The organism is Paractinoplanes lichenicola, from assembly GCF_016785085.1.
In the GTDB taxonomy this organism is placed as follows: domain Bacteria; phylum Actinomycetota; class Actinomycetes; order Mycobacteriales; family Micromonosporaceae; genus Actinoplanes; species Actinoplanes lichenicola.
The window spans coordinates 804477-816052 of sequence record NZ_JAENHO010000002.1 but is presented as its reverse complement, the minus strand read 5'-3'; the positions used below and the strand labels follow the sequence as shown (position 1 = coordinate 816052).

Genomic DNA, 11576 nt, shown 5'->3' with positions numbered 1-11576 from the left:
CAAACCTCCCGAAAACCCCCGATACCGAGCTGCACCGCGTTGCTTCCCGGCGCGGCACCCGTACGGCCCGAAATGCCTGATCGAAGACGATCGGAAGGCGGGTCAGGGTTGAAGAAGCTCGGTGCGGGTCTTTTGGTGTTCGGTGCGGTGGCGGGCGGGGTCGCGCTCACGCTGCCCGAGCACGAGCCGGCGTGGCAGCCGATCACTTACGGTCTGCACGTCCAGCCCGAGCGCCTGCTCCCGGCCGTCGTTTCCCGGACCCAGCCCGTACGGGTGGTGCGCACCTCGATCGACCGCGACGGCCGCCCCGTCGTGTCGGTCCGCACCGCCACCAGCCACGACGCCGCCTCGGCCCTGATCGCCGAGGGGCAGCGCGCGCCCGGGGCAGTGAGCGTCGAGGCCGACGTCCCCGTGCGAGCGGCCGCCACCGACCCGTTGCTGCCCGTGCAGTGGGATCTCGCCCGGGTGCGGGCCGACGGCGCGTGGCCGCACTCGACCGGGGCCGGCGTGACCGTGGCCGTGATCGACAGCGGCGTGGACGCGGCGCACCCCGACCTGGCCGGGCACGTGCTGCCGGGCGCCGACTTCCTCGCCGGCACCGAGGGCACCGCCACCGACCCGTACGGGCACGGCACCCACGTCGCCGGCACGATCGCCGCGCTGACCGGCAACGGCGAGGGCATCGCCGGGATGGCCCCGGACGCCAAGATCCTGCCCGTACGGGTGCTCGACGCGAACGGCAACGGCTACATGTCGGACGTCGCGAACGGCATCGCGTACGCGGCCGACCACGGCGCCGACGTCATCAACCTGTCCGTCAGCGCCACGTCGCAGGTCGGCGCGGTGACCAATGCCGTCGCGTACGCCCGCGGCAAGGGTGTCGTGGTCGTCGCCGCGGCCGGCAACGCGCGCCGCACCGGCAGCCCCACCGCCTACCCGGCCGCCGACCCGGGCGTGATCGCGGTCGCCGCCACCGACTCCGCCGACGCCGTGGCCGGCTACTCCAACCGGGGCGACTACGTCGACGTGGCCGCCCCCGGCAGCGACATCACCAGCACCTACCCGGGCAACCGCTACGGCCGGATGAACGGCACGTCGATGGCCGCGCCGCACGTCGCCGCCCTGGCCGCCCTGCTCAAGGGGGCCGACCGCGGCCTCACGCCGGACCAGGTGGAGCAGATCATCACCAGTTCGGCGATCGACCTGGGCCCGTCGGGCCGCGACGCCGACTTCGGCACGGGCCGCATCGACGCCGCCGCCGCGCTGGCCACCCTGCCCGCCACGACCCCGAGCACGCCCACCTCCGAGCCCACCAGCACGCCGTCGTCCGAGCCCACCACCACGCCGTCCTCCGAGCCCACCACCACGCCGTCCTCCGAGCCCACCACCACGCCGTCCTCCGAGCCCACCACCACGCCGTCCTCCGAGCCCACCACCACGCCGTCCTCCGAGCCCAGCAGCACGCCGTCCTCCGAGCCCAGCCGGCCGGCGGAGACGACGGCTCCGGCCACTCCCGGCCCGGCCGCATCAACCACCCCGACCGCGACGCCGTCCACCCCGGCCGCCCCGACCATCCGTCTGGTCCGTCCCGGCCCCGGCCGCCTGTCCGTTTTTGTCATCGGCGTCGAGGGTGTGCCCGTCCAGATCCAGCGCTGGGAGGGCGGCCAGTGGACAACGATCCTGACCTATCCCGCGACCAAGGTGGCGCGTTTCGACGGGCTTGTGCCCGGTATGGACCACCGGGTCGTCGTGTCCGGAACCACAAGCGACGTGATCGGACTCTGAGAGCGCTGTCCCCGGAAATGATCATGCGGTTTACTCATCAACCATGGGCATCATCTCCAGAGGATTCGGAGGCCGGCGCCGCGAGTCGGTGCCGGGCCTGCCGCCCGGTCAATACCTGACCCACGACTTCCCGGTGCTGTCGGCCGGGCCGACCCCGCGCATCCCGCTCGATCGCTGGCGCTTCACCATCACCACGGAGACCGGCGAGAAGACGAGCTGGAACTGGGCGGAGTTCCAGGCGCTGCCGGCCGAGGACGTCACGGTCGACATCCACTGCGTGACCAAGTGGTCGAAGCTCGGCACGACCTGGCGCGGGGTCTCGCTCGACACGCTGCTCGAGAACGTCGAGTCGGCCGCCGACTACACCATGGTGCACAGCTTCGGCGGGTACACCACCAACGTACCGATGGAAGATCTGCTCGACGGCAAGGCGTGGGTGGCGTACAAGTTCGATGGTGAGGATCTCCAGCCCGAGCACGGTGGCCCGGCCCGGCTGGTCGTTCCGCACCTCTATTTCTGGAAATCGGCGAAGTGGGTCAACGGCCTGCAGCTGATGCCCGAGGACGAGCCCGGCTTCTGGGAGGCCGCGGGCTACCACATGTACGGAGACCCATGGCACGAGCAGCGGTATCAGGGCGACTGACCTGGCGGGCGGCGACGCTGGCCGAGGCCCGGTGGGAGACGTCGACGGCACGCACGCTCGTGCTCGACGTGCCGGACTGGCCGGGTCACCTGCCCGGCCAGCACATCGACGTGCGGCTGACCGCCGAGGACGGGTATCGCGCGCAGCGCAGCTACTCGATCGCCTCGGCCTGGCCGCATCCCGAGGGCAAGGTCGAGCTGACGATCCAGCGGCTCGACGACGGCGAGGTGTCACCCTACCTGACCGACGTGGTCGAGCCGGGCGAGCAGATCGAGCTGCGCGGCCCGGTCGGCGGCTGGTTCGTCTGGCGCGACAAGCAGCCGGCGCCGGTGCTGCTGATCGGCGGCGGCTCGGGCGTGGTGCCCCTGATGGCGATGGTGCGCGCCCGGGCCACGGCGGGCGGCAAGCACCCGTTCCGGCTCATCTATTCGGTCCGTACGCCGGAGGACGTGCTCTACGCCGACGAGCTGCGCCGCCGCGTACGGGATGACGCCGGGCTGGACGTTCACTTCGTCTACACGCGCAAGACGCCGGACGGCTGGCCCTCGCCCCCGAAGAGGATCGACGTGGCCGCGCTGAACACGTACGGTTGGCCGCCGGACTTCGAGCCGGACTGCTACGTCTGCGGTCCCACCACGTTCGTCGAGACCGCCGCCGACATCCTGGTGGCGCTCGGTCACGACCCGCGCCGGATCCGCACCGAACGCTTCGGGGGTACGTCGTGATGGACGGGACACCGCTCGACGGCAACGCGATGGCCGGCGACCTGCGCGAGATCTTCGCCGTGGACGTGACCGCGGCCCGTTACCTGTGCGCGGGCTGCACCCACACCGACGCCGTCGGCACGCTGCTGCTCTGGCACCAGTCGCCGGGCCTGGTGGCGCGCTGCCCGAACTGCGAGGACGTCGTGATCACCGTCGTACGCGCGCCGGACCGGGTCTTCCTCGACCTGCGCGGCAGCGTACGGCTCGAAGTGCCGCTCGAAGGCAGCTGACGTTGACCGCCGGAGAGGGTCCTCCGGACGACCCCTTGCTGGTCGAGATGGCCGGTGCCGTCGCCGAGGCCGGCCCGGATTTCGTCGCGACCATCCGCGCCGACCAGGACGAGCTCGTCCGCACCGCGCCCGAGAGCGTGCTGATCATCCAGGGCGGTCCCGGCACCGGCAAGACCGACACCGCCCTGCGCCGGGTGGCCTGGCTGCTCGGCCCGGCCGACCTGGGCCTGACCGCGCCCGAGGTGCTGGTGGTCGGGCCGTCGCCGGCGTTCGCCCAGCGCACCCGCGGGCTGCTCGACGGGTGGGGCTGCGCGGGAGTCGCCCACTGCTCGATCGACGCGCTGCTGCCCAAGGCGTCCACCGGCCGTCCCGAGGCGCCGCACGTGACCCGGCTCAAGGGCGAGGCCCGGATGGCGGGTCTGCTCGGCCGCGCGCTCGAGAAGCACCGGGAGCAGCGGGCCAAGGTGCCGGCCCTGATCGCCGTACGGGGAAAGGTCGTGACCCTCGACCCGGCGGCGATCCAGCGCGTGATCGTCATGGCCAAGGCGAGCGAGGCGACCGCGGGTGACCGGCGGCGGCTGCTGCGGGCCGCGCTGGTGTCGGGCACGCAGGACCCGAAGCTGATCCTCGAGGCGGCCGACATGCTGGCCGACCGGCTGTGGCCCGAGTTCGACGCGGCGACGTTCCTGGCCGAGCTGTTCGGCTCGCGGGCGCTGCTGACGGCGGCGGCGGGCGGCGAGTTCACCGACCGCGAGATCAACGCGCTGTATCGGGTGGACGGCGAGGAGCCGCCGTTCAGCGAGGCCGACCTGCCGCTGCTCGACGAGGCCGAGCATTTGTCGGGTCAGGAGCCGCCGGCGTACGCCCATGTGGTGGTGGACGAGGCGCAGGACCTCTCACCCATGCAGCTGCGGGCGGTCTCGCGCCGCTCGGCCAACGGCTCGCTGACCGTGGTCGGCGACATGGCCCAGTCGACCGGCCCGTGGGCCCGCGACGACTGGCACGACGTGCTCGCGCACCTGCCCTCGGCGATGCCGCACGTGCATCGCGAGCTGCGCTTCGGCTATCGCGTGCCCCGGCAGATCTTCGAGCTGGCGGCCGAGCTGCTGCCGACCGCGGCGCCGAGCGTGCAACCACCCACCACCGTACGGGAGGGGCCGGCCGACCCGGTGATCGCGCCGGTGGACCCGGAGGGCCGCGCGACGGTCGCGGTGGCGGCGGCGGCCGACCACGCCGCCGACGGGCGCTCGGTCGCGATCATCTGCCCCGCCCGCTGCCGTGACGAGGTGGAGACGCTGCTGCGGGCGGAAGAGCTGCCGTGGCGGGCGGCTCCCGGCGACGAGCGCGGCCCGGCGATCACGCTGCTGGGGCCGCACGAGGCGAAGGGGCTCGAGTTCGACGCGGCGATCGTGGTCGAGCCGGGGTTCATCGTCGACGACGATCCGCGCGGGCATCGGCTGCTCTACACGGCGCTGACCCGGGCCACCGGGCATCTGCACCTGGTGGGGGCGCCGGAGGATCTGCCCTTCTTCGAGCCGCCGGCCGCCGCGCCGCCCGTTGCCGTCGCGGCGCCGGTCGCCGTGGTCGCGGCGCAGGTCGCCGTCGTCGCGGCGCAGGATGCCGTCGTGACGCAGCCGGGTGCCGTCGCCCGGCCGCCGGGGACCGTCGTGGCGCAGCCGGGTGCCGTCGCCGGGCCGCTGGGTGCCGTCGCCGGGCCGCCGGTCGCCGTCGTGGCGCCGGCGGTGGAGGAACCCCCTTCCCCCGAACCGCCGGCGCCCGTCGTGCCCCTTGATCCCGCGGTGCAAGCACAGGTCGACATGGTGGCCCACGCGCTGGCCGAGACGCTGCTGGCGAATCTGACGCCGGAGCTGTGGCCGGTGGCACTGGACCGCCTGATCGACATGATCAGCCCGGACTAGCTCTTTCTGACTCCGGACCAGCTCTTTCTCATTGCGGGCCAGCTCTTCTCATTGCGGAAACCGCTTTTGAGCCGCCCGGACTGCTTAGTTTCGGAAGCCGCTCCTGAGCCGCTGAGCCAGCGACACGGGGGCCGGGGCCCGGTTGGGCGCGGGCCGCGGTGACGAGGAGGGGCTGGACCGGCCGACCGGGCGGTCGTAATCGGCGGTGGCGATCGCCTCGACGATCTGGCCGTCGCCGAAATTCTCCGACTCGGGGATCGAGGGGACGAAGCCGACGAGGATGCCGTTCCGCATGATCTGGGCCTCGAGACCGGCCGTGCCGTCGTTGTCCCAGATCGCCTCGCGGCCGTCGGTCAGCGTGACGCGGATGCCGTACTGCGTGATGCCGGCCTGCGGCAGCTTCACATGGGCGAAGACGTTGCGCGCTCGCAGCGTGTCGACTATCCGCCGTGCCCGTTCTTCTTCCATGTGAGGAACGTAGTCGCGCGGCCTGAGGACAGCCTGAAGATCGGCTGTGGCCCTCGTGTGAGTCTTCTGTCACAGCGTGCCATCGACGCAGGTCACATCGATGCACGTTACTACTCTGTAACGGCAAAGTCACCGTCTGTCTTTAGTTCGCGACCTGAATTACTGTTCGGTAACCGGAGCGCTCCGGCTTCCTTTCCCACCCGGACCGGAGGCCACCCCATGTTCGCCAGTCTGGTCACCACCACCCTGTTGACGTTCACACTCGCCGCCCCCGCCACCGCGGCCTCGTCGATCGATTACGTCGCGCTCGGCGACTCCTACTCCTCGGGAGTCGGCGCGCCCGGCCAGAGCATCCTGTGCTTCCGCAGCGCCCAGGGCTACCCGGGCCAGTGGGCGGCGCGCACCAAGCCCAAGTCGTACACCGACCTCAGCTGCGGCGGGGCCGAGACCTCCGACGTACGGAATCTGCAGGTGCGTTTCTCAGCAGAACGGCCGACCTGATCAGCATCACGATCGGCGGCAACGACGCGGGCTTCGCCTCGACCGTGCTGGGCTGCCAAGTCGGCACCGACGCGGCCTGCGCGGCCAAGGTCAATTCCGCCCGTACGGACATCACGTCCACACTCCCGGCCAAGCTCGACGCGACGTACGCGGCCATCAAGCGCAAGGCCCCCGACGCGCGGGTGATCGTCCTCGGCTATCCCACACTGTTCGACACCTCGTCGGCGTCGTGCGGGATCGCCGGCATGAGCCTGCCCAAGCGGCGCTCGCTCAACGAGGGCGCCCAGGTGCTCAACGAGGTGATCGCAGCCCGGGCCGGGGCGGCCGGCTTCACCTTCTCCGACGTGCGCGACGAGTTCGCCGGCCACGGCATCTGCTCGCCGAGCCCCTACCTGCACGGCCTCACCGTGACGCCCCCGCAGAACTCCTTCCACCCCAACCTCAGCGGCTACACCAACGGCTACCTGCCGGCCCTGGTAAGCGCGCTGTAGTTCTGGCCGCCCGGGCGGGTGCCGCTTCCCTTCGCAGCACTCGCCCAGGCGCCTCCGTCCGCCCGGGCCTGCGTCCGCCCGGTGCGTCCTCCCATCCGGGCGCCCGGTGCGTCCTCCCATCCGGGCCCCCTTCCATCCGGGCGCCTCCTTCCATCTGGGCGTCTCCTTCCTGAACGGCACCCGTCCGGGACCCCCGGATCACGCCTTCCGCCGGGATCGTTTGTGCCATGGCTCAGGTAATCGCTCTGCTGTTGATGCTCGACGTCGCGCTGGTGCTCATCGCCCTGGTCGACTGCCTCCGCGCCGACGAGAGCGCCATCCGCACCGCCCCGTGGGCCGCGTGGATGTTCGCGATCCTGCTGATCTCACCGATCGGGGCGATCGCCTGGTTCGTCAAGGGGCGGCCGGTCGTCGCCGTACCGCTGCGCTCGCGCCCGGTCTTCGTGGCCCCCGACGACAACCCCGAGTTCCTCAAGTCGCTGACCACCGCAATCCGCGAGCGCGACTCCGACCTCTGACTCTCCCCGACCCCGCTCGGGAATGCGAAACGGCCCCTCTCCAATGGAGAAGGACCGTGAGGTGCGGGGTCGGGCGGCTACTGGCCGGCCTGGAGGTCGCGGTTGATGCGGAGGGCCTCTTCGAGCTGGTCCTCGAGGATGATGATGCGGCAAGCGGATTCGAGGGCGGTGCCCTGGTCGACCATTTCGCGGGCCCGCACGGCGAGCCGCAGCTGATAGCGGGAGTAGCGGCGGTGCCCACCGGCCGAGCGGAACGGGGTGAACAGCTTCGCCTCGTCGAGCCGACGCAGGAAGTCCTGCGAGGCGCCCACGATCTCCGCGGCGCGGCCCATCGTGTAGGCGGGGTAATCGTCGTCGTCAAGCATGTCTTCGGATCGGGCCATTCATGTCCTCATGACGAGGGCCCCGGCGCGGGTAGCGCCGGGGCCCGGGATTACAGGTTGAATTCACCATCTACCGGCAGGTTCGCCGGGTTCTCTTTTCCGCACCGCATCGCTCTGGGCGATATGGGGTGCGAGGATCGCGTAAGCGTGACCGGAGACCACCTCTCATTCGATGGGACTACGGTGTCCACCGCGTAACTCGGACTACGTCCTGGCGGCGGGCGATCCAACGGTGTCCAGCCCTCCCTTTCCTCTACTTCTCTGCACTCTTGCGGGCGGTGCCGGAGCCCACGCGACTTCATGGCCCCCGCACCTACTTGCTTCAGGCGGAGCCCCGAACCTGCATCGGCCCTGCCTGCGGTTGCCCTGGCCTGGACTTACGCCAAGGTCTTGCCGTGCATGCCCTGACCTGGAAAAACGTCAAGGTCTTGTCCTGCCTTGCCTTGACCTGGAACTTCGTCAAGGTCTTGCCTTGCGCGAACTTCTTGACGCGGTGATGCCTTTCCACCGCGAGGGCCGAGCGAGCCACGAAGTGATCCGGGCCCTGCTTGACGCTCGGCCTGCTTCATCGGCGTTTTATCCCGATATCTGCGTCAACGGAGGCAACGTTACCCAGCCCCACCGAGAAAGTCTAGTCTCCAGCGACCAGATTTTCTCGGCGAGGCGACGAGGTACGGTCCGTGACGACGCGGCTACGCGGTCAGCTGCAGGCGACGCCGTTGAGCCGGAAACCGGTGGGGGCCGCGGCGTTGCCGGTGTGGTTGGCCTGATAGCCGATGCCGGTCGAGGCGCCAGGCGCGAGGGTCCCGTTGTAGCTGACGTTGGACGCGGTCACCGTGCCGCTGGCCGGCGCGTAATTCGCGTTCCACCCGCCGACGATGCTCTGCCCGGCAGCCAGGGTGAAGACCAGCGACCAGCCGTTGACGGCGGTGGTGCCCGTGTTCGTGACGGTGATGGAGTTGGTCAGGCCGGAGTTCCACGCGTTGACCGTGCTGCTGACCCGGCAGGCACCGTTACCAGCGGGCGGCGTAGTGGCGGGCGGCGTGGTAGCCGGAGGCGTGGTGGCCGGCGGGGTGGTCGCGGGCGGCGTCGTAGCCGGGGGCGTGGTCACGGGCGGCGTGGTGGGCGAGGTGCCGCCGACGGCGCCCATGATGGCGTCGATGATGCCCTGCTGAGTCACCGTGGCGGAGCTGCGATTGAACAGCCCGAACCCGTGCTGCCCGTTCCAGCCGTTGTCCCAGTAGGCGGTGGCCGCGCCGTACTTCTTGGCCGTGGCCACCAGGGTGCGCGCGTAGTCCGCACGGTAGCGGTTGTTCGTGGAGTCGTACGTCGTCTTGTCGATCGAGCCGTACTCGCCGACGAACACCGGATAGCCGCGCGTGACGAACTTGTCGTACATCTTCTTCAGCTGGCCGTCCATGAAGTCTTCCTGACCCCACGTCGACTTCTTGGCCGGGTTGGTCGCCCCCGCGCCCCACTGCGTGATCGTGCCGTCCTCCTGGCCCGCGAAGTCCCAAGGGTCGTAGTAGTGGACGGAGATCATGATCCGCTGCTCGTTGGCGGGGATGGTCGACGACCGGTACTGGTCGGTCGGGAGCACGAAGCCGCTGCCCACGGTGTGGTCGATGTTCGTGTTCCAGCCCGGCGTCAGCAGCCAGCGCGACGCGTTGGTCCCACCGGTCCGCCGTACGGTGTCCACAAAGATCTGGTTGTACGCGTTGATGTTCGAGTAGCACGGCTGGGTCGGGTTGCCGTACTGGCCGTCGAAGTTCTCGTTCATGGACTCGAAGATCAGGTGGTCGTTGTAGCCCTGGAACTTGGTCGCGACCTGCTGCCAGACCTTCTGATACTTGTCCTTGATCGTGGTCTGGTCGGCCGCGTCGCAGATGAGCCACGACCCGGTGACCGTCTTGTAGCCGTCCCCGTGCATGTTGATCAGCACGTACAGGCCCCGGCCGTGGGCGTAGTCCACGACCTCCTTGATCCGGTTGAGCCAGGCGGCGTTCACCGTGTAGTTCGGGCCGGCCCCGATGTTCCCCAGATACGAGACCGGGATCCGGATCGTCTTGAAGCCCGAGGCCCGCACCCGGTCGATCAGGGCCTGCGTCACGACCGGGTTGCCCCAGGCCGTCTCGCTGGGGATGCCGTTGTTGCTGGCCTCCAGCGCGTTGCCTAGGTTCCAGCCGGCGCCCATGTCGGCCACCAGCTGCGAGGCGTTCAACTCGGCCACGACGTCGGCCGAGGCGGACCTCGTCACCCCGTACGTCCCGGCGAAGGTCACGGTGGCGGCGAGGACCGCCAGCCCGGCCTTTCTCCATCTCGATGTCACAGTTTCCCTCTCATCGATCGCAAGCACTACGGCCGGCCAGGCTCGGGCGCGAATCACCGTCATCACCGCGCACCACCGGCCCCAGGGGGGATTGGGAGCGCTCCCATCATCGCAAGTCATCGATGTCTTGTCACGTTCCCGAAATAATCGCGACCTCAACCAGTGCCGGGCCGCGGCCGCCTGCCGCGCCAAAGCTGGGCGGGTCGCCGGTGCGGGCCCGCCCGCAGGAACCACTCCTCGGCCTACGCGTGCTCGGCAGATCACCGACATTGCCCATCGCGCGGATCGGCGGCCGGCCGATACCAGCGCTCGGCGCGGGTCAGGTCAGGACGTCGCCGAACAAGGAGCGCAATTTCCGGGAAGTAACTGAATACGAATGCGAGTGACATCCACATTGGTGCATCCGGTGTACGGTTATGGACCGATCGACCGGACGAGGTGCCGACATTGAATTCGTTGAGATTCGCACCGGACGGCCTTCGGCACGACGCCGACCGAGCCGTCATATCGTTTCTGGCGAATTTCGAGATCAGCCTCGACCACCTGGGCGATAAATTGGCGGGCTTCGAGGCGATGCTCAGCCTTCTGCCGACGAAAATGTGGACCGTCATCGACGCGAATGCTTACTTCTTCGCGGAGGAATTCCTGCGGGATCACCGTCTCACCCCGGGCCTCCGGCTGTACGGGAACGACACGCTGTCCGGCCACACGCTCTTCGAGTGTCTTGCTTTCCTGCTGAAGCTGGCCTGGGAGCGCGGCTACCTCATGTACCGCTTCTGGCGGTCGAGCGAACGCCTGCTCGAACCCGACCAGTCGTTGGACGTCTCCCGCTTGACCGAGCTCGTCAACACCCGCGTCGAGGCAAGCGGCCGGCGGCTGAGTTCGACGCTGGAGGTCTTCGCCCAGCGGGTCGTCTCCGCGGCCACCGCGATTCCCGCCACGATGAGGAATGCCGGGGCGCTCGGCTCGCCGGTCCTCAATGGAGTCCTCACTCCCGTGGCCGGGGCCTGGGCGATGGAGTGCGCCAGATTGATGACTCTCGGAATGATCACGGCAGCAGTGGAGTGGGACATGAAACCGCAGGCGGGAATCGTCGTCAACGGCCATGGCAATATCGTCGTCACGGAACGCGTCGAGAACAGCTTGAACAACATCAACATCAACGTCGGGCAGCTGGCGACGGCCGGCCACCAAGAGGTCTCGTCAGCCTTGAAGGGCATGCGCAAGGCGATTCTGGCCGACGCCGAGATCGACGAGACCGCCCGGACGGAACTGCTCGAAACGCTGGAGGAGATCGCCGCCCAGGCGAATGCGCCCACCGACCGGCGAATGAGTCGTGGCGCCTTGCGAGCCTTGGTCGCCGGTTTCGCCGGCTCGGCCGCGACGGCCGGCGGCCTGGCGGAAGTGTGGTCGACCTGGGGACCGCAAATCAGCCAGTTCCTCGGGCTGTAGCAATCGCCGGAGCGCGACGAGACGAGCCGAAGTTCGTATCCCGTCTGTGTTGTGTGGTCATATCGACGTTCGCTATGGTGCGGCAGCTTTTTC

Annotated in this window: 12 protein-coding genes; 9 read left to right on the top strand and 3 right to left on the bottom strand. The window is 69.5% G+C overall.

Going from position 1 to position 11576, the window contains the following annotated elements; genetic code table 11:
- Window positions 1–108: 108 nt before the first annotated feature.
- Genes JKJ07_RS08290 through JKJ07_RS08270 form a run of 5 tightly spaced genes read left to right on the top strand, consistent with a single transcriptional unit; the run spans window position 109 to window position 5341 of the window.
- Window positions 109–1785 (top strand): S8 family serine peptidase, encoded by a 1677-nt coding sequence (locus JKJ07_RS08290; RefSeq protein WP_236028473.1) that lies wholly within the window; start codon window positions 109–111, stop codon window positions 1783–1785.
- A 43-nt stretch (window positions 1786–1828) separates the two neighbouring features.
- The gene (locus JKJ07_RS08285; protein ID WP_202990629.1) at window positions 1829–2428 is read left to right on the top strand and encodes a sulfite oxidase-like oxidoreductase; all 600 of its coding nucleotides are present in this window, start codon (window positions 1829–1831) and stop codon (window positions 2426–2428) included.
- Window positions 2398–3153: a ferredoxin reductase gene (locus JKJ07_RS08280; RefSeq protein ID WP_202990628.1), complete on the top strand. Its 756-nt coding sequence runs from the start codon at window positions 2398–2400 to the stop codon at window positions 3151–3153. The genes JKJ07_RS08285 and JKJ07_RS08280 overlap by 31 nt, the downstream gene beginning before the upstream one ends.
- Window positions 3153–3422 carry a DUF6510 family protein gene (locus JKJ07_RS08275; protein WP_202990627.1) on the top strand — a complete coding sequence of 90 codons (270 nt, stop codon included), beginning with the start codon at window positions 3153–3155 and terminating at the stop codon, window positions 3420–3422. The genes JKJ07_RS08280 and JKJ07_RS08275 overlap by 1 nt, the downstream gene beginning before the upstream one ends.
- Window positions 3423–3424: 2 nt before the next feature.
- Entirely contained in the window at window positions 3425–5341 is a 1917-nt protein-coding gene (locus JKJ07_RS08270; RefSeq protein ID WP_202990626.1) for a UvrD-helicase domain-containing protein, read from the top strand.
- Window positions 5342–5425: 84 nt separating this feature from the next.
- Here JKJ07_RS08270 and JKJ07_RS08265 read toward each other — a convergent pair whose 3' ends face one another.
- Window positions 5426–5809 (bottom strand): hypothetical protein, encoded by a 384-nt coding sequence (locus JKJ07_RS08265; RefSeq protein ID WP_202990625.1) that lies wholly within the window; start codon window positions 5807–5809, stop codon window positions 5426–5428.
- A 219-nt stretch (window positions 5810–6028) separates the two neighbouring features.
- Between JKJ07_RS08265 and JKJ07_RS49705 the strand changes: the two genes are divergently transcribed.
- The 3 genes from JKJ07_RS49705 to JKJ07_RS08255 all read left to right on the top strand — a co-directional run bounded on the left by JKJ07_RS49705 (window position 6029) and on the right by JKJ07_RS08255 (window position 7319).
- The gene (locus tag JKJ07_RS49705) at window positions 6029–6310 is read left to right on the top strand and encodes an SGNH/GDSL hydrolase family protein (protein ID WP_236028472.1); all 282 of its coding nucleotides are present in this window, start codon (window positions 6029–6031) and stop codon (window positions 6308–6310) included.
- Window positions 6199–6801, top strand: coding sequence for an SGNH/GDSL hydrolase family protein (locus JKJ07_RS08260; protein WP_307834166.1), 603 nt, complete (start codon window positions 6199–6201; stop codon window positions 6799–6801). The genes JKJ07_RS49705 and JKJ07_RS08260 overlap by 112 nt, the downstream gene beginning before the upstream one ends.
- Before the next feature lie 227 nt (window positions 6802–7028).
- Complete coding sequence (locus JKJ07_RS08255) at window positions 7029–7319, top strand: PLD nuclease N-terminal domain-containing protein (protein WP_202990624.1); 291 nt, start codon at window positions 7029–7031, stop codon at window positions 7317–7319.
- A 77-nt stretch (window positions 7320–7396) separates the two neighbouring features.
- On the opposite strand, the gene JKJ07_RS08250 is transcribed toward JKJ07_RS08255, so the two are convergent.
- Both JKJ07_RS08250 and JKJ07_RS08245 read right to left on the bottom strand, forming a co-directional pair.
- Window positions 7397–7702 carry a MerR family transcriptional regulator gene (locus JKJ07_RS08250; RefSeq protein WP_202990623.1) on the bottom strand — a complete coding sequence of 102 codons (306 nt, stop codon included), beginning with the start codon at window positions 7700–7702 and terminating at the stop codon, window positions 7397–7399.
- Window positions 7703–8402: 700 nt separating this feature from the next.
- Complete coding sequence (locus tag JKJ07_RS08245) at window positions 8403–10031, bottom strand: cellulase family glycosylhydrolase (protein WP_202990622.1); 1629 nt, start codon at window positions 10029–10031, stop codon at window positions 8403–8405.
- Window positions 10032–10487: 456 nt separating this feature from the next.
- Between JKJ07_RS08245 and JKJ07_RS08240 the strand changes: the two genes are divergently transcribed.
- Window positions 10488–11483: a hypothetical protein gene (locus JKJ07_RS08240; protein WP_202990621.1), complete on the top strand. Its 996-nt coding sequence runs from the start codon at window positions 10488–10490 to the stop codon at window positions 11481–11483.
- Window positions 11484–11576: the final 93 nt, after the last annotated feature.